This window comes from Streptomyces sp. R-74717 (genome assembly GCF_047305335.1).
Lineage (GTDB): Bacteria > Actinomycetota > Actinomycetes > Streptomycetales > Streptomycetaceae > Streptomyces > Streptomyces atratus.
Map to the genome: position 1 here is coordinate 7,141,903 of NZ_CP102361.1, position 23,827 is coordinate 7,165,729.

At 69.5% G+C, this 23,827-nt stretch carries 19 protein-coding genes; 17 read left to right on the plus strand and 2 right to left on the minus strand.

The annotated features are described in order from the left end of the window. Positions 1–2 precede the first annotated feature (2 nt). The 12 genes from NRF20_RS32720 (at position 3) to NRF20_RS32775 (ending at position 12,661) form a co-directional block, all read left to right on the plus strand. On the plus strand, positions 3–1,409 hold the full coding sequence (locus tag NRF20_RS32720; RefSeq protein ID WP_398629633.1) for a UDP-N-acetylmuramoyl-tripeptide--D-alanyl-D-alanine ligase: 1,407 nt from the start codon (positions 3–5) through the stop codon (positions 1,407–1,409). After that, a complete protein-coding gene (gene mraY, locus NRF20_RS32725; protein ID WP_398629632.1) occupies positions 1,406–2,476 on the plus strand; it encodes a phospho-N-acetylmuramoyl-pentapeptide-transferase in 1,071 nt (356 codons plus the stop codon). Before NRF20_RS32720 ends, mraY begins: the two co-directional genes overlap by 4 nt. Further along, a complete protein-coding gene (murD, locus tag NRF20_RS32730) occupies positions 2,473–3,900 on the plus strand; it encodes a UDP-N-acetylmuramoyl-L-alanine--D-glutamate ligase (protein ID WP_398629745.1) in 1,428 nt (475 codons plus the stop codon). Before mraY ends, murD begins: the two co-directional genes overlap by 4 nt. Before the next feature lie 113 nt (positions 3,901–4,013). Beyond that, positions 4,014–5,459 (plus strand): putative lipid II flippase FtsW, encoded by a 1,446-nt coding sequence (gene ftsW, locus NRF20_RS32735; RefSeq protein ID WP_398629631.1) that lies wholly within the window; start codon positions 4,014–4,016, stop codon positions 5,457–5,459. A 6-nt stretch (positions 5,460–5,465) separates the two neighbouring features. Continuing rightward, on the plus strand, positions 5,466–6,560 hold the full coding sequence (gene murG / locus NRF20_RS32740; protein WP_398629630.1) for an undecaprenyldiphospho-muramoylpentapeptide beta-N-acetylglucosaminyltransferase: 1,095 nt from the start codon (positions 5,466–5,468) through the stop codon (positions 6,558–6,560). Between the two features lie 51 nt (positions 6,561–6,611). After that, positions 6,612–7,406: a cell division protein FtsQ/DivIB gene (locus NRF20_RS32745; protein WP_398629629.1), complete on the plus strand. Its 795-nt coding sequence runs from the start codon at positions 6,612–6,614 to the stop codon at positions 7,404–7,406. 277 nt (positions 7,407–7,683) lie between these two features. Further along, positions 7,684–8,898 (plus strand): cell division protein FtsZ, encoded by a 1,215-nt coding sequence (gene ftsZ, locus NRF20_RS32750; RefSeq protein WP_266361980.1) that lies wholly within the window; start codon positions 7,684–7,686, stop codon positions 8,896–8,898. After that, positions 8,895–9,644 (plus strand): peptidoglycan editing factor PgeF, encoded by a 750-nt coding sequence (gene pgeF / locus NRF20_RS32755; protein ID WP_398629628.1) that lies wholly within the window; start codon positions 8,895–8,897, stop codon positions 9,642–9,644. Before ftsZ ends, pgeF begins: the two co-directional genes overlap by 4 nt. A 6-nt stretch (positions 9,645–9,650) precedes the next feature. Continuing rightward, positions 9,651–10,370: a YggS family pyridoxal phosphate-dependent enzyme gene (locus tag NRF20_RS32760; protein WP_398629627.1), complete on the plus strand. Its 720-nt coding sequence runs from the start codon at positions 9,651–9,653 to the stop codon at positions 10,368–10,370. A 126-nt stretch (positions 10,371–10,496) separates the two neighbouring features. Next, positions 10,497–11,114: a cell division protein SepF gene (locus NRF20_RS32765; RefSeq protein ID WP_327278232.1), complete on the plus strand. Its 618-nt coding sequence runs from the start codon at positions 10,497–10,499 to the stop codon at positions 11,112–11,114. 70 nt (positions 11,115–11,184) lie between these two features. Next, positions 11,185–11,469, plus strand: a complete 285-nt coding sequence (locus NRF20_RS32770; RefSeq protein WP_072483208.1) for a YggT family protein — start codon at positions 11,185–11,187, stop codon at positions 11,467–11,469. 49 nt (positions 11,470–11,518) lie between these two features. Beyond that, positions 11,519–12,661 (plus strand): DivIVA domain-containing protein, encoded by a 1,143-nt coding sequence (locus NRF20_RS32775; RefSeq protein WP_266361984.1) that lies wholly within the window; start codon positions 11,519–11,521, stop codon positions 12,659–12,661. Between the two features lie 331 nt (positions 12,662–12,992). Here the strand turns inward: NRF20_RS32775 and ileS are convergent, their stop codons facing one another. Beyond that, complete coding sequence (gene ileS, locus NRF20_RS32780; protein WP_413753794.1) at positions 12,993–16,142, minus strand: isoleucine--tRNA ligase; 3,150 nt, start codon at positions 16,140–16,142, stop codon at positions 12,993–12,995. A 541-nt stretch (positions 16,143–16,683) separates the two neighbouring features. On the opposite strand from ileS, the gene NRF20_RS32785 reads away from it, so the two are divergent. Genes NRF20_RS32785 through NRF20_RS32800 form a run of 4 tightly spaced genes read left to right on the plus strand, consistent with a single transcriptional unit; the run spans position 16,684 to position 19,605 of the window. After that, a complete protein-coding gene (locus NRF20_RS32785; RefSeq protein WP_413753795.1) occupies positions 16,684–17,517 on the plus strand; it encodes a TraR/DksA family transcriptional regulator in 834 nt (277 codons plus the stop codon). 59 nt (positions 17,518–17,576) lie between these two features. After that, positions 17,577–18,167, plus strand: coding sequence for a signal peptidase II (lspA, locus tag NRF20_RS32790; RefSeq protein WP_398629625.1), 591 nt, complete (start codon positions 17,577–17,579; stop codon positions 18,165–18,167). A 23-nt stretch (positions 18,168–18,190) separates the two neighbouring features. Then, positions 18,191–19,132, plus strand: a complete 942-nt coding sequence (locus tag NRF20_RS32795) for an RluA family pseudouridine synthase (RefSeq protein WP_266361992.1) — start codon at positions 18,191–18,193, stop codon at positions 19,130–19,132. Continuing rightward, a complete protein-coding gene (locus tag NRF20_RS32800; protein WP_413753796.1) occupies positions 19,129–19,605 on the plus strand; it encodes a GNAT family N-acetyltransferase in 477 nt (158 codons plus the stop codon). Before NRF20_RS32795 ends, NRF20_RS32800 begins: the two co-directional genes overlap by 4 nt. Positions 19,606–19,673: 68 nt before the next feature. Here the strand turns inward: NRF20_RS32800 and NRF20_RS32805 are convergent, their stop codons facing one another. Next, complete coding sequence (locus NRF20_RS32805; protein WP_413753797.1) at positions 19,674–21,989, minus strand: glycosyl hydrolase family 95 catalytic domain-containing protein; 2,316 nt, start codon at positions 21,987–21,989, stop codon at positions 19,674–19,676. A gap of 241 nt (positions 21,990–22,230) precedes the next feature. Here NRF20_RS32805 and NRF20_RS32810 point away from each other — a divergent pair, with 241 nt between their 5' ends. Continuing rightward, positions 22,231–23,817, plus strand: a complete 1,587-nt coding sequence (locus NRF20_RS32810; protein ID WP_266361997.1) for a Na+/H+ antiporter — start codon at positions 22,231–22,233, stop codon at positions 23,815–23,817. Positions 23,818–23,827 lie beyond the last annotated feature (10 nt).

Sequence of the window (23,827 nt, forward strand, 5' to 3'; positions counted from 1 at the left end):
AAGTGATCGCCCTTTCCCTCGCCGAGATCGCCGAAATCGTCGGCGGGCAGTCGTACGACATACCGGATCCGGCAGCGACCGTCAGCGGGCCTGTCGTCATGGACTCCCGAGAGGTGAAGCAAGGCAGCCTGTTCGTCGCCTTCACCGGCGAGCGGGCCGACGGCCACGACTTCGCGCAGGGCGCCGTCGAGGCGGGCGCGGCAGCCGTGCTGGCCGCCCGCCCCGTCGGCGTTCCGGCGATCGTCGTCGACGACGTCGTGGCCGCGCTCGGCGCGCTCGCCCGCGCCGTCGTCGGCCGCCTCGGTACCACCGTCGTCGCCCTCACCGGCTCCGCGGGCAAGACCTCCACCAAGGACCTCATCGCCCAGCTCCTCGAACGCAAGGGGCCCACCGTCTACCCGGAGGGCAACCTCAACAACGAGATCGGCCTGCCGCTCACGGCACTGCGTGCCACGGAGGACACCCAGCACCTCGTCCTCGAAATGGGTGCACGCTACATCGGCGACATCTGTTACCTCACCGGCCTCGTCCCGCCCCGGATCGGCCTCGTCCTCAACGTCGGCACCGCCCACATCGGAGAGTTCGGCGGCCGCGAGCAGATCGCCAAGGCGAAGGGCGAGATGGTCGAGGCCCTGCCCGAGGACGGCCTCGCCGTACTCAACGCCGACGACCCGCTCGTGCGCGCCATGTCCTCCCGTACGAAAGCCCGTGTGCTGCTCTTCGGTGAAGCCGCGGATGCGGACGTACGGGGAGAGAATGTCCGTCTCACCGACGACGGGCGCCCCACTTTCAAGCTCCACACACCCACCGGGTGCAGCGACGTGACCATGCGCCTGTACGGTGAGCACCACGTGTCGAACGCGCTCGCCGCGGCCGCCGTCGCCCATGAGTTGGGCCTGTCCGCAGACGAGATCGCCGAAGGGCTCTCCGAGGCGGGCACCCTCTCCCGCTGGCGCATGGAGGTCACCGAGCGTCCGGACGGCGTGACGTTCGTCAATGACGCCTACAACGCGAACCCCGAATCCATGAGAGCAGCGCTGCGCGCGCTGGCCGCCATGGGGAAGGGCCGGCGTACGTGGGCGGTGCTCGGCCCCATGGCCGAGCTCGGCGACGCCTCGCTCGCCGAGCACGACGCGGTCGGGCGGCTTGCCGTCCGGCTCAACGTCAGCAAGCTCGTCGCAGTCGGGGGCAGAGAAGCCTCCTGGCTGCAACTGGGCGCATACAACGAGGGTTCGTGGGGTGAGGAGTCGGTGCACGTGTCCGACGCACAGGCTGCCGTCGACCTGTTGCGCAGTGAACTGCGCCCGGGAGACGTCGTGCTGGTGAAGGCGTCCCGGTCGGTCGGCCTGGAGCAGGTCGCCATGGCACTGCTGGAGAACGCGTCCGAGGGCGAGGTCGCCGGCCGATGAGGCAGATCCTCTTCGCGGGGGCCATCGGGCTCTTCCTGACCCTGGTCGGAACTCCGCTGCTGATCAAGCTGCTGGCCCGCAAGGGATACGGGCAGTTCATCCGGGACGACGGCCCGCGCACCCACGGGTCCAAGAAGGGCACGCCCACCATGGGCGGTATTGCCTTCATCCTGGCGACGATCATCGCGTACCTTGCGGCGAAGCTGATCACCGGCGACGAGATGCGCTTCTCCGGTGTGCTGGTGCTCTTCCTGATGACCGGCATGGGTCTCGTCGGCTTCCTCGACGACTACATCAAGATCGTCAAGCAGCGCTCGCTCGGCCTGCGGGCCAAGGCGAAGATGGCCGGCCAGCTGATCGTCGGCATCGCCTTCGCCGTCCTCTCGCTCCAGTTCGCGGACAAGCAGGGCAACACCCCGGCCTCCACCAAGCTGTCGTTCGTCGCGGACTTCGGCTGGTCGATCGGCCCGGTGCTGTTCGTCGTCTGGGCGCTGTTCATGATCCTCGCCATGTCCAACGGCGTGAATCTGACGGACGGTCTGGACGGTCTGGCCACCGGTGCGTCGGTGATGGTCTTCGGCGCGTACACCTTCATCGGGCTGTGGCAGTTCCAGGAGTCCTGCGTCAACGCGGACACCCTGACCAACCCCAACGCCTGTTTCCAGGTCCGCGATCCACTCGACCTGGCGGTCGTCGCCTCCGCGTTGATGGGTGCCTGCTTCGGCTTCCTGTGGTGGAACACCTCGCCCGCCAAGATCTTCATGGGTGACACCGGCTCGCTCGCCCTCGGCGGCGCGCTCGCCGGCCTGGCGATCTGCTCCCGCACGGAGTTCCTGATGGCCATCCTCGGCGGCCTCTTCGTGATGATCACCATGTCCGTGGTCATCCAGGTCGGCTCCTTCAAGATGACCGGTAAGCGGGTCTTCCGGATGGCGCCGCTCCAGCATCACTTCGAACTCAAGGGGTGGTCCGAAGTCCTTGTCGTGGTCCGCTTCTGGATCATCCAGGGCATGTGCGTGATCGTCGGACTCGGTCTCTTCTACGCAGGATGGGCAGCCGAGAAGTGAGCAACCAGGACTGGCAGGGCAAGCGCGTCACCGTCGCGGGACTCGGGGTCTCCGGAATCCCGGCGGCCAAGGTGCTGCACGGCCTCGGGGCCGTCGTCACGGTGGTCAACGACGGGGACGACGAGCGTTCCCGTGCGCAGGCCGCGGAGCTGGAGGCGCAGGGCATCACCGTGCGCCTCGGCGACGGGGCGACCCTGCCCGAGTCCACCGAGCTCATCGTCACCACCCCCGGCTGGAAGCCCGACAAGCCGCTCTTCACCGCAGCCGCCGAGGCGGGCGTCCCGGTCTGGGGCGACGTCGAACTCGCTTGGCGGCTGCGCGGTCAGGACGGCAGAGAACCAGCACCCTGGCTCGCGGTCACCGGCACCAACGGCAAGACCACGACCGTCCGGATGCTCGCCTCGATCCTGGAGGCGGCCGGGCTGCGCACCGCCGCTGTCGGCAACATCGGCGTCTCCCTCCTCGACGCCGTCCTCGGCGACGAGAAGTACGACGTACTCGCTGTCGAGCTGTCCAGCTACCAGCTGCACTGGGCGCCCTCGCTGCGCGCCCACTCCGCAGCCGTCCTCAACCTGGCCCCGGACCATCTCGACTGGCACGGCTCCATGGAGGCGTACGTCGCGGACAAGGGCCGGATCTACGAGGGCAACCGCGTCGCCTGCGTCTACAACGCGGCGGAGAAGGCGACCGAGGACCTGGTCCGCGAGGCCGACGTCGAGGAGGGCTGCCGCGCCATCGGCTTCACGCTGGCCGCACCGGCCCCGTCCCAACTGGGCGTCGTCGACGGCATCCTCGTCGACCGCGCCTTCGTGGCCAACCGGCAGAAGCAGGCCCAGGAGCTCGCCGAGGTCACCGACGTCAACCCGCCGGCCCCGCACAACATCGCCAACGCCCTGGCGGCCGCGGCCCTGGCCCGTGCCTTCGGTGTCGAGCCCGCGGCCGTACGGGACGGACTGCGGGCCTTCTGCCCCGACCCGCACCGCATCGAGCATGTCGCGGACGTCGCCGGGGTCGCGTACATCGACGACTCCAAGGCCACCAACACCCATGCCGCCGAGGCCTCCCTCGCGGCCTACGACCCGATCGTCTGGATCGCCGGCGGCCTCGCCAAGGGAGCCACCTTCGACGAGCTGGTGACCGGGGCAGCCGGGCGGCTGCGGGGCGTCGTACTGATCGGCCGCGACCGGGCTTTGATCCGCGAAGCCCTCGCGCGACACGCCCCCGAGGTCCCGGTGGTCGACCTCGACCGGACCGACACTGGGGCGATGTCCGAGGCGGTCCGCGAGGCGGCACGGCTCGCCCGTCCGGGGGACACCGTACTGATGGCCCCGGCCTGCGCCTCGATGGATATGTTCGTCAATTACAACAAGCGGGGCGAGGCGTTCGCGGACGCGGTCCGCGCACTCGCCGCCGAGAGCGACTGACGGGCCCGGCCCCCGCGCCGTACTGTCCCGGACGACCGGGTGCGGGCGGCCGCGCCACGGGCCCCGGCCCTCGGCAGCAGCCCCGGGCACGAGCAGTGGAGGGGACAGCGACAATGCCGGCCGAAGAGAGCTCCGCCGCGCTCCGTGGGGACCGCTCACGGGCCACCGCGGCGATCAGCCGGGCGCTCACCCCGCCCCTGCTCGCGGGTGCGGGCTCCCCGGTGCCCCTCGGCCCCGCTCTGCGGGTCCGGTCGGTCACCGGCTCCCGGCGCCCCTCGGCGCCACGATCCAAGGGGCGTTCCGGCGGCCCCCGGTCCCCCCGCGGCGGCGGTGTGCGGCGGATGTACGAGCAGGCACGCCGGGCCTGGGACCGCCCTCTGACCGCGTACTACCTGATCCTGGGCGCCGGCCTGCTGATCACCGTGCTGGGCCTGGTGATGGTCTACTCCGCCTCGATGATCAAGGCCCTGGAGCTGGACAAACCCGGCACCTACTTCTTCCGCAAACAGTTCCTCGCCGCCGTCATCGGCGCCGGACTGATGGCGCTCGCTGCCCGGATGCCCGCCAAACTGCACCGGGCGTTCGCCTATCCGCTGCTCATGGGAACCGTCTTCCTGATGGTGCTGGTCCAGGTGCCGGGGATAGGGATGTCGGTCAACGGCAACCAGAACTGGCTCTATCTGGGCGGCCCCTTCCAGCTCCAGCCCAGCGAGTTCGGGAAGCTCGCCCTGGTCCTGTGGGGCGCGGACCTGCTCGCCCGTAAACAGGACAGACGGCTGCTCACGCAGTGGAAGCACATGCTCGTACCGCTCGTCCCGGTCGCCTTCATGCTCCTCGGGCTGATCATGCTCGGTGGCGACATGGGCACTGCGATCATTCTCACGGCGATCCTGTTCGGACTGCTCTGGCTGGCCGGGGCCCCCACCCGGCTCTTCGCCGGGGTGCTCGCCTTCGCCGGAGTGATCGCCTTCGTGCTGATCAAGACCAGCCCGAACCGGATGTCCAGGCTCGCCTGCATCGGCGCCAGCGAACCCGGCCCGGGGGACTCCTGCTGGCAGGCCGTGCACGGCATCTATGCTCTGGCGTCCGGTGGATGGTTCGGTTCCGGGCTCGGTGCAAGTGTGGAAAAATGGGGCCAACTGCCCGAACCGCACACCGACTTCATCTTCGCCATCACCGGGGAGGAACTGGGGTTGGCGGGGACGCTGTCGGTACTCGCCCTCTTCGCGGCTCTAGGCTATGCGGGTATCCGCGTGGCCGGACGCACGGAGGACCCCTTCGTGAGGTATGCCGCGGGAGGTGTGACCACCTGGATCACGGTGCAGGCCGTGATCAACATTGGTGCGGTGCTCGGCCTGCTGCCGATCGCCGGTGTCCCGCTCCCGCTGTTCTCCTACGGAGGATCGGCCCTGCTGCCGACCATGTTCGCCGTCGGGCTGCTGATCGCGTTCGCGCGAGAGGATCCCGCAGCGAAGGCGGCCCTGGCCATGCGGAGGCCCGGGGTGAGATGGAAGACGATGAGACGGCGCGTCAAGAAGCGTCCGTCCGGAGAGCGGTGAATTTCGGTGCATGTCGTACTCGCCGGTGGGGGGACCGCCGGCCACATCGAGCCCGCGCTTGCCCTCGCGGACGCCCTGCGCAGGCAGGACCCGACCGTGGGAATCACTGCCCTCGGCACGGAGCGCGGACTCGAGACCAGGCTCGTACCCGAGCGGGGGTACGAACTCGCCCTGATCCCGGCCGTGCCGCTGCCGCGCAAGCCCACCCCGGAACTGATCACCGTCCCGGGACGGCTGCGCGGCACCATCAAGGCCGCCGAGCAGGTCCTGGAACGCACCAACGCGGACTGCGTGGTCGGCTTCGGCGGCTACGTCGCCCTGCCCGGCTATCTCGCCGCCAAACGGGCCGGTGTGCCGATCGTCGTCCACGAGGCCAACGCCCGGCCGGGCCTGGCCAACAAGATCGGCTCGCGGTACGCCCACGGGGTCGCCGTCTCCACCCCCGACAGCAAGCTGCGTGGTGCCCGCTACATCGGCATCCCGCTCCGCCGGACCATCGCCACCCTGGACCGGGCCCGGGTCCGCCCCGAGGCGCGTGCCGCCTTCGGCCTCGACCCGAACCTGCCGACGCTGCTGGTCTCCGGCGGCTCGCAGGGCGCCCGCCACCTCAACGAAGTGGTCCAGCGGGTCGCCCCGCTGCTGCAGCGCTCCGGGATCCAGATCCTGCACGTGGTCGGCCCGAAGAACGAATTGCCGCGCGTCGACAACATGCCCGGGATGCCGCCCTACATCCCGGTACCGTACGTGGACCGGATGGATCTCGCGTACGCGGCGGCTGACATGATGCTCTGCCGCGCGGGTGCGATGACCGTCGCCGAACTCTCCGCCGTCGGGCTCCCCGCCGCCTACGTACCGCTGCCCATCGGCAACGGTGAACAGCGGCTCAACGCCCAGCCGGTGGTCAACGCCGGCGGCGGTCTGCTGGTGGACGATGCGGCGCTCACCCCCGAGTGGGTGCAGGGCAACGTCCTGCCGGTGCTTGCGGATCCGCACCGGCTGTACGAGATGTCCCGTGCCGCCGCCGAGTTCGGCCGCCGGGACGCCGACGACCTGCTCGTCGGCATGGTGTACGAGGCGATTGCCGCACGCCGCAACGCGTGAGGCGGACGGGTCCGGGAGCGGTGGCCCCCGGACCCGGCATAAGGAGCGAGCGTGGCCGGACCGACGACCGCCCAGCGCGGTGCAGCGCAGCGGGAGGACTCCCCGGCCCGCCCGCCGCGTCCGCGCCCCGAAGGGCGCAGATTGCCCAGCCGCAGACAGCTGATCGTGATCGGTGTGCTCGTGCTGCTGCTCGCCTCCGGGGCCGTCTGGGCGCTCTACGGCTCCTCCTGGCTCCGGGCCGAACAGGTCAGGATCACCGGTGTCGACGTACTGACACCGGCCGAGGTGGAAGCCGCCGCGGCGGTACCGATCGGCGCCCCGCTGATCTCCGTGGACACCGACGCCATCGCCGACCGGTTGCGCCAGAAGTTGCCTCGTATCGACTCGGTGGATGTCGTACGGTCATGGCCGCACGGAATCGGACTTAAGGTAACCGAACGACAGCCGGTCCTGTTGGTGAAAAAGGGCGCAAAGTTCATTGAAGTGGACGCGAAAGGCGTGCGCTTCGCAACGGTGGACAAATCGCCCGGGCATGTACCGCTGCTGGAATTGACGCCCGGTCAGTCCGCGAGTCTGCGCCGCTTCGGCAGTGCCCGGCTGGTGCAGGAAGCGGTCCGGGTCGCAGGCGAACTACCGGCCGGCGTCGCGAAGGACACCAAGGCCGTACGGGTCACCTCGTACGACTCGATCTCCCTGGAACTCACCCGGGGGCGCACGGTGGTCTGGGGCAGCGGTGAAGAAGGTCCGGCGAAGGCAAGAGTCCTCGCCGCTCTCATGAAAGCCGCTCCCAAAGCGGGACACTTCGACGTGAGTGCACCCACCGCCCCTGCGGTGTCGGGCAGTTGACGCGCATTTGGCCTGGCCAGCACCCTGGTTGGTCAGCGCTACGGGTGATCACATAGGGTGAAAAGAAAAACGGGAGGTTCGGCGTGTTCGTTGAACGTGCGCCACTTGTCGACTTAGTGTCCTGTTCGGAAGAGTCCATGAAGCAGACACACTGGTAACCCTAAACTTCAACGTTAGGGTTTGGGTCGGCGTTTCGGACCGTCCCAATCGGCATCCGTCGTCGCCGCGGTACTACCGCGAAGCGACGACACGTAACTCGAGGCGAGAGGCCTTCGACGTGGCAGCACCGCAGAACTACCTCGCAGTCATCAAGGTCATCGGTGTCGGCGGCGGTGGTGTCAATGCCATCAACCGAATGATCGAGGTCGGTCTCAAGGGCGTCGAGTTCATCGCGATCAACACTGATGCGCAAGCCCTGTTGATGAGCGATGCCGACGTCAAGCTCGACGTCGGCCGCGAACTCACCCGCGGCCTCGGCGCCGGGGCCAACCCGGCCGTCGGTCGCAAGGCGGCAGAGGACCACCGTGAGGAGATCGAGGAGGTCCTCAAGGGGGCCGACATGGTCTTCGTCACCGCCGGAGAGGGTGGCGGCACCGGCACCGGCGGCGCACCCGTCGTGGCCAACATCGCGCGCTCGCTCGGCGCCCTGACGATCGGCGTGGTCACCCGCCCGTTCACCTTCGAGGGCCGTCGACGCGCGAACCAGGCGGAGGACGGCATCGCCGAGCTCCGCGAGGAGGTCGACACCCTCATCGTCATTCCCAACGACCGACTGCTGTCCATCTCGGACCGCCAGGTCAGCGTGCTCGACGCGTTCAAGTCGGCCGACCAGGTGCTGCTCTCGGGTGTCCAGGGCATCACCGACCTCATCACGACCCCGGGTCTGATCAACCTCGACTTCGCCGACGTCAAGTCGGTCATGTCCGAGGCCGGATCGGCACTCATGGGCATCGGTTCCGCCCGCGGCGACGACCGCGCGGTGGCGGCCGCGGAGATGGCGATCTCCTCGCCGCTCCTGGAGGCGTCCATCGACGGCGCCCGCGGTGTCCTGCTCTCCATCTCCGGCGGCAGCGACCTCGGTCTCTTCGAGATCAACGAGGCGGCCCAGCTGGTGAGCGAGGCGGCGCACCCCGAGGCGAACATCATCTTCGGTGCGGTCATCGACGACGCACTGGGCGACGAAGTACGCGTCACCGTGATCGCAGCGGGCTTCGACGGCGGACAGCCGCCGGCCCGTCGCGAGAACGTCCTGGGCGCGAACGCCACCAAGCGTGAGGAGCCGGCCCCTCCGGTCCGCAGCGCCGAGCCCGTGCGCCAGACCGGCGGACTGGGCTCCGTGCCCCCGCGCGAGGAGACCCCGGTCCAGGCCGAGCCCGTTCCGGCGGCCGGCGAGAGTCATCTGCCGCCGGTCGCTCCGCCGCACATTCCGCCGGCCCGTCCCTACCAGGACTCCCAGGCCGAAGAGCTGGATGTTCCGGACTTCTTGAAGTGATAGGTCCGCACCACGCATTGTCTTCAGTACCCTCGGGGGGTCGCGCACACTTCGCCTTCACCGACAGGTGGGGCGGGGTGAGCGCCGCTCCGTACGAGGAGCTCAACCTCGGCGGCGCGGTCGGAGACGACCCCGCCGCCGTTCTGGCCAATCGGGAGCGCGCCGCGCGGGCCCTCGGTCTGGACCCGGCGCAGGTCGTCTGGATGAACCAGGTGCACGGGCGGGACGTCGCGGTCGTCGACGGCCCGTGGGGAGACGCTTCGGAGATCCCCGCGGTGGACGCGGTGGTGACCGCACGGCGCGGACTCCCGCTCGCCGTGCTCACCGCCGACTGCACCCCCGTACTGCTCGCCGACCCGGTCGCCGGGATCGCGGCGGCAGCGCACGCGGGCCGTCCCGGTCTGGTCGCCGGAGTCGTCCCCGCCGTGGTCGAGGCCATGATCGGGCTCGGCGCCGAGCCCTCCCGGATCATCGCCCGCACCGGACCGGCGGTCTGCGGACGGTGCTATGAAGTCCCGTCCCGGATGCGCGCCGAGGTCGCCGAGAGCGTCCCGGCCTCATGGTCCGAGACCAGCTGGGGCACCCCGGCCGTGGATGTCACCGCCGGGGTCCACGCCCAGCTCGAAGCCCTCGGGGTCCAGGACCGGCGCGCATCTGCGGTCTGCACCCTCGAATCGGGCGACCACTTCTCGTACCGCCGCGACCGCACCACCGGGCGGCTCGCCGGATATGTCTGGTTGGACTGATAGGGCATGACGGACCGTAAGACTCAACTCGCCGAAAATCTGGCACGGGTGGAGGAACGCATTGCTTCCGCCTGTATCGCCGCCGGTCGCAAACGGGAAGAAGTGACCCTCATCGTGGTCACCAAGACCTACCCCGCGAGCGATGTGCGGATTCTGCATGAACTCGGTGTGCGTCATGTCGCAGAGAATCGTGACCAGGACGCGGCACCCAAGGCAGCGCAATGTTCGGATCTGTCGCTCACGTGGCACTTTGTCGGTCAATTGCAGACGAACAAGGTTCGTTCTGTGGCTAGTTATGCCGATGTCGTGCAGTCGGTGGATCGGGCCAAGCTGGTCACGGCTCTCTCGGTGGCGGCCGTGCGTGAGGGGCGCGAACTCGGCTGCCTCATCCAGGTCGCACTCGACGCGGAGCGCGGCGAGCGGGGTGACCGGGGCGGCGTCGCGCCGGACGGGATCGAGGAGTTGGCCGCCGCGGTCGAATCCGCGCCCGGGCTGCGGCTCGGCGGTCTGATGACTGTCGCACCGCTCGCCGGACCGTACGCGGGACGGCAACGCGCCGCCTTCGACCGGCTGATGGAATTCTCATCCCGCCTGCGCGGGAACCATCCGGCTGCGAACATGGTCTCCGCAGGGATGAGCGCGGACCTCGAGGAAGCGGTTGCGGCCGGAGCGACACATGTGCGCGTCGGTACGGCGGTACTCGGAGTCCGACCGAGGCTCGGGTAACGTCGCCAAGCAAGTCGGACCACAGCAGAAAATATGGTCATTCCCGCCTTTGGCGGGCAGGCCTCAGTGGATCGCGGGGCACTTGGTGACAGATGCCGATCCACCACAGAGCGGAGGACTCAGAGCATGGCCGGCGCGATGCGCAAGATGGCGGTCTACCTCGGCCTCGTGGAGGACGATGGGTACGACGGTCCGGGGTTCGACCCCGACGACGAATTCGAACCCGAGCCGGAGCCCGAGCGCGACCGGCGGCGGCATCAGCCCGCGCATCAGGTGGAGCGGGACCGGGAAAGGGGCGAACCGGTACGAGTGGTGCAGCCTCCCGCGCAGCGGGAGCCGGTTCAGATCCCGGCGGAGAGGGAGCGACCCGCCCGGATCGCCCCCGTGGCATCCATCACACCTGAACGCCCGAACATGGAGAAGAACGCACCGGTGATCATGCCCAAGGTCGTGTCCGAGCGGGAGCCCTACCGCATCACCACGCTGCACCCCAGGACCTACAACGAGGCCCGTACCATCGGGGAACACTTCCGTGAGGGCACTCCGGTGATCATGAATCTCACGGAGATGGACGATACGGACGCAAAGCGACTTGTCGACTTTGCCGCAGGACTCGTCTTCGGTCTCCATGGCAGCATTGAGCGCGTGACGCAGAAGGTGTTCCTGTTGTCGCCTGCTAACGTCGATGTCACGGCGGAGGACAAGGCCCGCATTGCTGAGGGCGGATTCTTCAACCAGAGCTGAGAACACGACACCGGGAACGACCCGGCCGTAAGGCCGGAGCTACGAGAGTCAGGGGAGAGGGAAGCGCGAAATGGGCGTCGCACTGCAGGTTGTCTATATCGCGTTGATGTGTTTCCTCATCGTGCTGATCTTCCGGCTGGTCATGGACTACGTCTTCCAGTTCGCACGTTCATGGCAGCCCGGCAAGCCGATGGTGGTCATACTTGAGGCCACCTACACTGTCACGGATCCACCGCTCAAGCTTCTGCGGCGGTTCATCCCGCCGCTGCGTCTCGGGGGCGTGGCACTCGACCTGTCCTTCTTCGTTCTGATGATCATCGTCTACATCCTGATCAGCATTGTGATCAGGCTGTGAGCGATACGGTCTTGCCGACTGCCGACGACTACGTAGAGGTGAAGAAGAGATGCCGCTGACCCCCGAGGACGTGCGGAACAAGCAGTTCACGACCGTCCGTCTCCGAGAAGGCTATGACGAGGACGAGGTCGATGCCTTCCTCGACGAGGTCGAGTCCGAGCTGACCCGCCTGCTCCGTGAGAACGAGGACCTGCGCGCCAAGCTGGCCGCCGCCACGCGTGCCGCCGCGCAGAACCAGCAGCAGGGGATGCGCAAGCCGGAGCCGCAGGACCGGCCCGGGGCACCTGTGCCCGCCGCCATATCGGGCCCGCCGGTCCAGCAGCAGCCCCCGCAGATGGGTCCGCCCCAGCTGCCCGGTGGTGCTCCGCAGCTGCCCGCCGGTCCCAGCGGTCACGGTCCTGGTCCCCAGGGCCAGCACGGCCCCGGCCCGCAGGGCCCGCACGGCCCCGGTCCGATGCAGGGCGGTCCCATGGGTGGCCCGATGGGTGGCCCCATGGGCGGTCACGCCCCGCAGCAGCAGATGCAGCAGATGCAGCAGCCGCCGCAGATGCAGCAGCCCGGTCAGGGCCCCGGTGGCGACAGCGCCGCCCGTGTCCTCTCGCTCGCACAGCAGACCGCCGACCAGGCGATCGCGGAGGCCCGTTCCGAGGCCAACAAGATCGTCGGCGAGGCGCGCAGCCGTGCCGAGGGCCTGGAGCGGGACGCGCGTGCCAAGGCGGACGCGCTGGAGCGGGACGCGCAGGAGAAGCACCGCGTGGCGATGGGCTCGCTGGAGTCGGCCCGCGCGACGCTGGAGCGCAAGGTCGAGGACCTGCGTGGCTTCGAGCGCGAGTACCGGACCCGGCTGAAGTCCTATCTGGAGAGCCAGCTGCGTCAGCTGGAGACCCAGGCCGACGACTCGCTGGCCCCGCCGCGGACCCCGGCGACTGCTTCGCTGCCGCCGTCGCCCTCGCTGGCTCCGGCCGGTGCGGGTGCCATGGGTCACACCATGGGCGGCAACCACGGCGGTCACGGCAACCAGCAGATGGGCGGCAACCCGTCCATGAGCGGTGGGCCCTCGTACGGTGGCCAGCAGCAGATGTCGCCGGCGATGACCCAGCCGATGGCGCCGGTGCGCCCGCAGGCGCCGCAGCCGATGCAGCAGGCTCCTTCGCCGATGCGCGGGTTCCTGATCGACGAGGACGACAACTGAGCCGGGTGCGCGCGGTGAGCGCGTAGCCGTCGGCAGGCTGAGGGCCGGGCCCCGGGGTTTTCCCCGGGGCCCGGCCCTTTTGCTGTGGGCGGGGGGCCTGGGGCGGGTCTGTTCCCGATCCGCCCCTTCCTGAACTGGGCCACCCCAGCCTCCGCGCCTCAAACGCCGGCGAGGCCGAATCTCACGCCGCACCCGGCACAATCAAGCCCCTCCGGCGATTGAGGAGCGGGGGTTCGGGGCCAAGCCCCTGGTTACGGGAAGGGGCGGTAGGGGAGAACGCCCCAGGCCCGCCCGGAACACTTGTTCCGGGCGGGCCTCCGGCGTACTTGGGCTACTGCTCCGTCTTGCGGAGGCGGAACGTCAGGGACAGGCCCTCGTCCTCGAACGGGGTGCCGTATGCCGTATCCGCCTCGCCCTGGGCGTAGTCCAGGGCCAGGACCTCGTCCGCGATCAGGGCCGCGTGCTCGGTCAGGGCTTCCGCCGTGGCGGGGGAGGTGGACGTCCAGCGGACGGCGATGCGGTCCGCGACGTCCAGGCCGCTGTTCTTGCGGGCCTCCTGGATGAGGCGGATCGCGTCACGGGCGAGGCCCGCGCGCCGCAGTTCCGGGGTGATCTCCAGATCCAGGGCGACCGTCGCACCCGAATCGGAGGCCACCGACCAGCCCTCGCGAGGCGTCTCGGTGATGATCACCTCGTCGGGGGAGAGGGTGACCGTCTCGCCGTCCACCTCGACCGACGCGGTGCCCTCGCGCAGGGCCAGCGAGAGCGCTGCCGCGTCGGCGTTCGCGACGGCCTTCGCGACCGCCTGGACGCCCTTGCCGAACCGCTTGCCGAGCGCACGGAAGTTCGCCTTCGCGGTGGTGTCGACCAGTGAACCACCGACTTCGGAGAGGGAGGCCAGCGAGGAGACGTTCAGTTCCTCCGTGATCTGGGCGTGCAGTTCGGGGGAGAGGGACTCGAAGCCCGCCGCCGCGACCAGGGCCCTGGACAGCGGCTGACGGGTCTTGACGCCCGACTCGGCGCGGGTGGCCCGGCCCAGCTCGACCAGGCGGCGAACCAGCGCCATCTGAGTGGAGAGCGTCGGGTCGATGACCGCGAGGTCCGCCTTCGGCCAGGCGGACAGGTGGACCGACTCGGGGGCGTCCGGGGTGACCGGAGCCACCAGGTCCTGCCAGACCCGCTCGGTGATGAACGGGGTGAGCGGGGCCATCAGCCGGGTCACCGTCTCGATGACCTCGTGCAGGGTGCGCAGGGCCGCCTTGTCGCCCTGCCAGAAGCGGCGGCGCGAGCGGCGTACGTACCAGTTGGACAGATCGTCGACGAACGCGGACAGGAGCTTGCCGGCGCGCTGGGTGTCGTAACCCTCCAGAGCCTGCGTGACCTGGTCCACCAGTGCGTTCAGTTCGCTCAGCAGCCAGCGGTCCAGGACCGTGCGGTCCGCAGGGGCCGGGTCGGCCGCGGACGGCGCCCAGTCCGACGTACGGGCGTACAGGGCCTGGAAGGCGACCGTGTTCCAGTACGTCAGGAGGGTCTTGCGGACGACCTCCTGGATCGTGTTGTGGCCGACGCGCCGCGCCGCCCACGGGGAGCCGCCCGCCGCCATGAACCAGCGCACCGCGTCGGCGCCGTGCTGATCCATGAGGGGGATCGGCTGAAGGATGTTCCCGAGGTGCTTGGACATCTTGCGCCCGTCCTCGGCGAGGATGTGGCCCAGGCAGACCACGTTCTCGTAGGAGGACTTGTCGAAGACCAGGGTGCCGACCGCCATCAGCGTGTAGAACCAGCCGCGGGTCTGGTCGATGGCCTCCGAGATGAACTGCGCCGGGTAGCGGCTCTCGAAGATCTCCTTGTTCTTGTACGGGTAGCCCCACTGCGCGAACGGCATCGAGCCCGAGTCGTACCAGGCGTCGATGACCTCCGGGACGCGGTACGCCTCCAGCTGGCAGTTCTCGTGCGAGCAGGTGAACGTGATCTCGTCGATGAACGGGCGGTGCGGGTCGAGACCGGAGAGGTCGGTGCCGGTGAGCTCGCTGAGCTCGGCGCGCGAGCCGACGCAGGTGAGGTGGCTGTCCTCGCAGCGCCAGATCGGCAGCGGGGTGCCCCAGTAGCGGTTACGGGACAGCGCCCAGTCGACGTTGTTGTTCAGCCAGTCACCGAAGCGGCCGTTCTTGACCGAGTCGGGGAACCAGTTGGTCTTCTCGTTCTCCTCGAGCAGCCGGTCCTTGATGGCGGTCGTACGGATGTACCAGGACGGCTGCGCGTAGTAGAGCAGCGCGGTGTGGCAGCGCCAGCAGTGCGGGTAGCTGTGCTCGTAAGGGACGTGCCGGAAGAGCTTGCCGCGGGCGGCCAGGTCCTCGGTGAGCGCCTCGTCGGCCTTCTTGAAGAAGACGCCACCGACCAGCGGCAGGTTCTCCTCGAAGGTGCCGTCGGGGCGGACCGGGTTCACGACCGGGAGGCCGTAGGCGCGGCAGACGACGAGGTCGTCGGCGCCGAAGGCCGGGGACTGGTGGACCAGACCCGTACCGTCCTCGGTCGTCACGTACTCGGCGTTGACCACGTAATGGGCCTCCGCCGGGAAGTCGACGAGGGCGAACGGTCGCTCGTACGTCCAGCGCTCCATCTCGCGGCCGGTGAAGGTCTGGCCGGTGGTCTCCCAGCCCTCGCCCAGCGCCTTCTCGACGAGCGGCTGCGCGACGACGAGCTTCTCCTCGCCATTGGTCGCGACGACGTAGGTGACATCGGGGTGCGCGGCGACGGCGGTGTTGGAGACCAGGGTCCAGGGGGTGGTCGTCCAGACGAGGAGCGAGGCATCGCCGGCCAGCGGGCCGGAGGTGAGGGGGAAGCGTACGAAGACCGACGGGTCGACCACGGTCTCGTAACCCTGCGCCAGCTCGTGGTCCGAGAGGCCGGTGCCACAGCGGGGGCACCAGGGGGCGACGCGGTGGTCCTGGACCAGCAGGCCCTTGTTGAAGATCTCCTTCAGGGACCACCACACCGACTCGACGTACTCGGGGTCCATCGTGCGGTAGGCGTCGTCGAGGTCGACCCAGTAGCCCATCCGGGTCGTGAGCTCGGTGAACGCGTCGGTGTGGCGGGTCACGGACTCGCGGCACTTGGCGTTGAACTCGGCGATGCCGTACGCCTCGATGTCCTTCTTGCCGTTGAAGCCCAGCTCCTTCTCGACCGCGAGCTCGACCGGCAGTCCGTGGCAGTCCCAGCCGGCCTTCCGGCCGACGTGGTAGCCCTGCATGGTGCGGAAGCGGGGGAAGACGTCCTTGAAGACGCGGGCCTCGATGTGGTGGGCACCGGGCATACCGTTGGCGGTGGGCGGGCCCTCGTAGAAGACCCACTCGGGGCGGCCCTCGGACTGTTCGAGGCTCTTGGCGAAGACCTTGCTCTCGCGCCAGAAATCGAGCACGGCGTGCTCCAGCGCGGGCAGGTCGACCTGGGCGGGTACCTGGCGGTACTGCGGCGATGTCATGGGCGGACTTCCTCCGGCGGACGTTTTCCACTTCCGTCGGAGGGACGAGAGCCTCATCGACTCCCGCGGTACCACCCTCCTTGGCCCCGGGTGTGCACCCGTGGCCCCCTCATTGGGGTCGCGATGCCGGTTCTACTCGCCTTGCGGCTTTCTTCCGACGGCTCCGGGTGATCTTCACGACGCGCTCGCCCCCGGGCTCACACCGTCCCCGGGTCGCTCCTGGCTGCGTACGACGCTACTCGTCCCATCCACGCCTCTCGCTGAGGCCAGTGTACGGGCCCGTACGGGCGACGGCCGACCGGTTTAACCCGTGGGGCGGGGCGTGACCCGAATGGGCAGACGCGGACGTACGGAGTCCGGGCGGGGGGCCGGGAGGCGGATTACCCGGCGGGGAGCTGGGCACAACGGATTCAGGCGCGTCGGTATCCGGACACGGGGAGGGGCGATTCGGCGGCGTGCCCCGTTGCCGCGGGGCTGGGGTCGATTTATCGTCCCAGCACGATTCGCGTGCAAGATCACAATATGTGAAGGGGCCGCGGCCATGGTGGCGAAGAAGACCGCCGCAAAGAAGTCGGCGTCAGCGAGATCCACGGGTGCGGCGGCCGGGAGGACGAGCGGAGAGGCGGGTGCGGAGGGCGGTTCGCAGGCGGGTGTGGAGACGGCGGATGCGGAGACCGTTCCCGAGGCCGGCCCGAGGGCAGCAGCCGTGAAGAAGAAGGCGGCTGCGAAGAAGACCGCCGCCCGGAAGCGGGCGGCGCCCGCCGAGCACGCGGCGCAGGCCACGAAGGCACCTGCGAAGAAGAGCGCGGCCAAGAAGGCTTCGAAGAAGGCCGCTGCGGCGGCCACGGTGGCGGCCGAGTCCGCCGAGCAGACGGGAGCCCACACGGTGGTAGCCAAGAAGAGCGCGGCCCGGACCCGCACGACCGGCAAGGGCGCGGCGCCCGTGCCCCCGGCCCGTGGAGTCGCCACGACAGCCCCCGGCGAACTGGCGGTCCGGCCGGGTGAGGACCCCTGGACGCCGGAAGAGGTCGAAGAGGCACGGGCCGTGCTGAGCAGCGAGATCATGCGGCTGCGCAGTGAGCTGGAGGCCGCGAGTGCCGCACTCGCCGGGCTGATGCGCGACTCCGGTGACGGGGCGGGTGACGACGAGGCGGACACCGGCACCAAGAACATCACCCGCGAGCACGAGATGTCGCTCGCCGCCAACGCCCAGGAGATGCTGGACCAGACCGAGCGGGCCCTGGCCCGGCTCGACGCCGGGACGTACGGACTGTGCGAGGTCTGCGGCAATCCGATCGGCAAGGCGCGGATGCAGGCGTTCCCCCGCGCCACGCTCTGCGTCGAGGACAAACAGAAGCAGGAGCGCCGCGGCTGATCCGTGGCTGTGTGTCGTACCCTCGTCCTCTAGTCAGGAACCTAGGTTGAGGGACTCACGTGGCAGAGGCGGAGCGCATCATCGGTACGCCGGACATCCCCGATGCTGAGGGGACCGAAGGGGACGAGGCCGAGAGCCGGGTCGAGGAGACGGTCCCGAGCAGGGGCAAGCGGATGATCATGGTGCTCTTCGCCGTGGCCGTCTTTGCCTATCTGCTCGACCTGATCAGCAAGATGATCGTGGTCGCGAAGCTGGAACACCACCCGCCGGTCGAGATCCTCGGCGACTGGCTGAAGCTCGACGCGATCCGCAACGCGGGCGCCGCGTTCGGCTTCGGTGAGGCCTACACGATCATCTTCACCTTCATCGCGGCGACCGTCATCGTCGTGATCGCCCGCCTCGCCCGCAAGCTCTACAGCCTGCCGTGGGCCATCGCGCTCGGCCTGCTGCTCGGCGGTGCGCTCGGCAACCTCACCGACCGCATCTTCCGCGCTCCCGGCATCTTCCAGGGCGCGGTGGTGGACTTCATCGCCCCCGCGCACTTCGCCGTCTTCAACCTCGCCGACTCCGCGATCGTCTGCGGCGGCATCCTGATCGTGATCCTTTCCTTCAAGGGCCTGGACCCCGACGGGACCGTGCACAAGGACTAGCGGGCGCAAGGCATACTCGACAGGTGAGTACGTATCCCGAGGTCCGCACCCTGCCCGTACCCGACGGCCTGGAGGGCGAGCGTGTCGACGCCGCCATTTCCCGGATGTTCGGTTTCTCCCGCACCCGGGCCGCCGACCTGGCCGCTGCCGGGAAGGTGCAGGTGGACGGCGCGGTGGTCGGGAAGTCCGAGCGGGTACGGGGCGGTGCCTGGCTGGAAGTGGAGATGCCGCAGGCACCCGCTCCGGTGCAGATCGTCGCCGAGCCCGTCGAGGGCATGGAGATCGTGCACGACGACGACGACATCGTCGTGATCGTGAAGCCGGTCGGGGTCGCTGCCCACCCGAGCCCCGGCTGGACCGGTACGACCGTCATCGGCGGTCTCGCCGCGGCCGGGTACCGGATCTCGACGTCCGGCGCCGCCGAACGCCAGGGCATCGTCCACCGCCTCGACGTCGGCACCTCCGGCCTGATGGTCGTCGCCAAGTCCGAGCGGGCCTACACCCTGCTGAAGGCCCAGTTCCGCGACCGGGTCGTCGAGAAGAAGTACCACGCGCTGGTGCAGGGCCACCCGGACCCGATGAGCGGCACCATCGACGCCCCCATCGGGCGCCACCCCAACCTCGACTACAAGTGGGCCGTCACGGCCGAGGGCAAGCCCTCCGTGACGCACTACGACCTCATCGAGGCCTACCGGGCCGCCAGCCTCCTGGACATCAAGCTGGAGACGGGCCGCACCCACCAGATCCGGGTGCACATGTCCGCCCACCGCCACCCCTGCGTCGGCGACCTGACCTACGGCGCCGACCCGACGATGGCCAAGCGCCTCGGCCTGACGAGGCAGTGGCTGCATGCCGTCCGGCTCGGCTTCGAGCACCCGTCCGACGGCAGCTGGGTGGAGTTCTCCAGCAACTACCCGGACGACCTCCAGCAGGCCCTGGACAAGATCGCGGCGGAGAGTCAATGACCGGCACGTCCGCCCCGTACACCACCCGTACCGTCGTCGACGAGCAGGACCGCGTCGCCTGTTTCCAGGTCCGCAGGGACGTCTTCGTCGGCGAGCAGAACGTGCCCGAAGAGATCGAGTACGACGCCTACGACGCTGACGCGGTGCATGTGATCGCCGTCGCGGCGGACGGCTCCGCGCTCGGTACCGGGCGGCTGCTGCACGGTTCGGCCGCCGTCGCCAAGACCGGCGGCGACCTCACCGTGGGCTCGCTCGGCAGGCTGGCGGTGACCAAGCAGGCGCGCGGTCTCGGCGTCGGCGGGGCGCTGGTCCGGGCCATTGAGGACGCGGCCCGTGAGCTCGGTCTGGCCGCCGTCGATCTGCACGCCCAGACCCATGCGCTCGGCTTCTACGAGCGGCTCGGGTATGTGGCGTACGGCCCCGAATTCCCGGACGCCGGGATCGCCCACCGGGCGATGCGCCGCGCTCTGTAGCAAGCGAACGAGTGCCGGGTGCCGCCCCCCGCCGTACGGAGCGAGCGGCACCCCCGCATACGTCCGGGTCAGTCCGGCAGGCCCCAGCGCGTCCACGTCCCGTTCGACGGCACATCGCGCGGTCCCGTCCCGGGGCGGCGCGCGCCGTGCGCAGTGACCACCGCCGTGCCACCGCGCGGCAGGGCGACCGTGATCCGGCCCGCTCCGACCTCCCGCCAGCGCAGCGGGCGCCCGTGCGCGTCCCGTACGTCGATGCGGCCCGCGATGGAGTGGTCCAGCGTCAGCGGGGAGCCCGCCTCGCTGTGCACCCGTACCCAGCGCGTGGTGCCGCCGGAGCGGTCCGCGTCCACGAGGAAGGCGCCCTGGGTGCGCAGTGACGCGATCGACGCGTCCGCCCAGCGGTCCGAGACGGACGGGAAGACCTTCACCACTCCCTCGTGGCCCTGCACCACCATGTCGAGCATCGACTGGGCGGCGGACAGCGGGCTCTCCAGGGCGAGGTTCTTGCCCTCCCGGTACATCGTGTTGACGGTCATCCCGCAGTCCGCGACCACCTTCAGATCGGTGAAGAAGGTCAGGAGGTCGAGGGCCTTCTCCGGCTCGTCCATCACCGAGTACATGGACGAGGCGGTGGCGTAGCTGTAGCCGTGCCACAGCTGCTGCATGGAGACCCAGTGGTCCATGGAGCGCCGCATCACATCACGGTCCCCGGCCCGGTCCCAGTTCCGTTCGCGCAGCGGGTAGAGCCAGAGCAGATGCGAGTGGTGCCGGTGCGAGTCGGCGAGCGGGACGTCCTTGCCGATCATGACGCCGGCCGCCGGGTCCTCGGCGTACGGGGTGAGCCTTCGGTCGATGTCCTGCCAGCGCTTCAGCCGCGGATCGTTGTTGCGCAGCAGCTTCGCCGACGCGATCAGGGTGCGCACACCCCAGCGGACGAGCGAGAGGTCGTAGGTGCAGTCCTCGGCGTTGGCGTACTCGGGGGAGCGGGTCTCCAGCAGATGCAGCCTGCCGTCCGGGCCCTCGTGCAGGAAGTGCGCGTAGAAGTTGATGGCCTTCGCGAGGATCGGATACACCACGTCGCGCAGGACGGACAGGTCCATCGAGTGCCGGTAGGACTGCCAGACGTTGTGCAGGGCCCAGGTGAGATTGCCGAAGTTGTCGGAGACGTGGTCCGAGCCCGGGGCGCCGACGTCGTACGTATCGCCTGCGCGCAGCTGCCAGTCGGAGGGGTGGCCCAGCGCGTAGCTCTCGCCGTCGCGGTAGTCGACGGGGACGGAGGCCGGGAGGTTGTGCTCGAAGCGGCGGAAGGCGCCCGTGACCGAGTCGAGTTCGGGGTGGTTGGAGCCGTGGATGGGTGCCATGCCGATCTGGACGTTGAGGTTCCACCAGACCGCGGTCCAGTTGTTGCCGACCTCGGGGAACCACGGGCCCCATTCGGAGATCGTCGGACCCTCGGCCCTGGTCGAGGCGGCGAGCTTGTAGAGCTGGGTGAGATAGAAGCTCTGCAGCCGCTTGTCCGGTACGGAGAGGAAGCTGCGCCGGTAGTACGCGTGCCACCAGGTGCGGTGACGGTCCACCAACCGGTCCGGGCCGGCGGCGAGGGTGCGGTCCACGGCCCTCAGCGCGGCGGTCGTGGCCTGCGACACCTGGCCGGGGAAGCGGTAGACGAGGTGCGCGGCGAGCAGCCGGCCGGTGCCCTCGCGCTGCTCGCGCCAGGCGGTGGTCCAGCCCCCGCCCGCGAGCAGTGGCTGCTCGACGAAGCCGTCGCCGACCCGTGGGTCCGGGTTGGCCGTGTAGTCCTCGGGCTTTCCGCTGCTGCGGGTGGTGGCGGCGGGCAGCCACTGGAAGGACCAGGCGGCGGACTCCTCGCCGGGGGTGGGCCGGGTGGAGATCAGCAGGGCGCTGGTGTCGTTCTGTACGAGGGCGGAGAACGCCAGGGAGCCGCGCGTGGTGGTGATGGTGCCGCGCAGCTCGGCGTCGTACAGATCCAGGGTCCAGTCGACGGCGGTGATCTCACCGGCGAGGGTCAGGGTGAAGTACCCGATGGGAAGGCGGGAGAAGCCGATGCCGCCGCGCCACTGGCCGCGCTGGTCCTGCACCTGGCTGTGACTGAGCATCAGCTTCAGGGTGTTGGCGGTCTTTCCCGCGTACAGCTGGGCGCCGAGGTAGCCGTTGGCGAGGAAGGGGGCCTGCTGCCAGCCGGTGGGGAGCGTGCGCCAGGTCATGGCGGCTTCGCGGACGGTCTTCTCGTACATGTCGGCGTCCGGGTGGCCCGTCGGTGCGGGGGCGGCCGCGGCCCATGCGGTACGGGAGCCGGCGAGCCAGAGCGCGGATGTTCCGGCAGCGGCGGCGCCGACGAAATGCCTTCGGGAGAACGCGGTCACGTGGTTTCTCCTGCCAGTCATGTATGTGGTGAGGGTTCCTGTCCCTGAATGACGCATGCCGCATACTGCCCGCCCCGGGGAGGTGGCGGAAGAGGGCTGACAGCATAAACATCGGAGGAATGGTCGGTCAGAGAGGCGTCATCGAGGGGGTGTTGTCTGGATTGCGGGCCTTGCGTGGCAGGCTTGAAGTCCAGATCGACCGACCAAAGAGGTCGGCTCGCCGCGTTCCGGAAGGCACCTCGTGGACCAAATGGCACTGCTCCTCCTGCTGTTGCTCGGAGCTGTGGTCACGGTGCCACTCGGGGAGCGTCTCGGACTGCCCGCGCCGGTGCTGATGACGCTCGCCGGAGTCGGCATGGCGTTCCTCAGCTTCGTGCCGAATGTCGACATCCCGCCCGAGATCATTCTTCCCGCGCTGCTGCCGCCGCTGCTCTACGCCTCCGTGCAGCGCACCTCCTGGCGGCAGTTCGCCGCCAATAAACGACCGATCTTTCTGCTGGCCGTGGCGCTGGTCTTCATTACGACAGCCGCCGTCGCCGCGGTCGCCAACGCGATTGTCCCCGGACTGCCCATCGCCGCCGCCGTGGCGCTCGGCGCGCTCGTCGCCCCGCCCGACCCGATCGCGGCGACGGCCGTCGCGGGCTCGGTCGGGCTGCCACGCAGACTCGTCTCCATCCTGGAGGGCGAGGGGCTGTTCAACGATGTGACCGCGATCGTGCTGTACCACGTGGCGATCGCCGCCGCGGTGAGCGGCACGTTCTCGCTGCCGGAGGCGTTCGGGCTGCTGATCCTCTCCGCGGTCGTCGCCGTGGCGGTGGGTGTCGCGCTCGGCTGGATCACCATCAAACTCATGGGCCTGCTCGGCGATGCCACGCTCCAGGTCGGCCTCACTCTGCTGGTGCCGTTCGTCAGCTATGTCCTCGCGGAGGAGCTGATGGGGTCGGGCGTCCTCGCCGTCCTCACCACCGCGCTCTTCCTCGCCGAGCACACCGCCGATGCCGACGACGTCCTCGGGCGGCTCACCGGCCGTACCTTCTGGGAGATCGTCGACACCCTCGTCACCGGGGTCGCCTTCGGGCTGATCGGCCTCGAACTGCACAACGTCTTCGGGACGGCCGGCGGGCGCGAGCTCCAGATGCTCGGCTGGGGCCTGGTCGTCGTCGCGGTCGTCGTCGGCGTACGGCTGCTGTACCTGCTGCCCGCGACCTGGCTCGCCAAGCGGCTGCACACCCGGCGCGACGTCAGCGAGGAGATCCCCACCAGCTGGCGGGAGACCGTCGTCATGTGGTGGTCCGGGATGCGGGGAGTGGCCTCGGTCGCGCTGGCGCTCGCGATTCCGCTGAAGACGGACGACGGGAAGCCGTTCCCGGGCCGTGACGAGATCGTCTTCATCGCCTTCGCCGTGATCATGGCCACGCTTGTCGTCCAGGGACTCACCCTGCCGTGGCTGGTCCGCAAGCTACGGGTCCGGGCGGACACGGACGCCGAGGAGGCGCTGGAGAAGGACCTCGCGATCCGCGCCGCGAAGGCCGCGAAGCAGCGGCTCAAGGAGATCCGGGAGGTCGAGGAGTTCCCGGACGAGGTCGCGGAGCGGCTGCAGCGGCTGGCGTACGACGTAGGGGCGCGGATCAGCCCCGACATGGTCGACGACGAGCGCCGAGAGGCGTACGCGAAGCGCGCCGAACGCTTCAAGGCGATCAACCGCGTCCAGCGCGAGATGATGTCGGCCGCCCGCCACGCGGTGCTCTCGGCCCGCAACGAGGCGGGCACGGACCCGGAGGTCGTCGACCGGGTGCTGCGGCAGCTGGACGTACGCAGCCTGCGGTGACGTGGCGCCC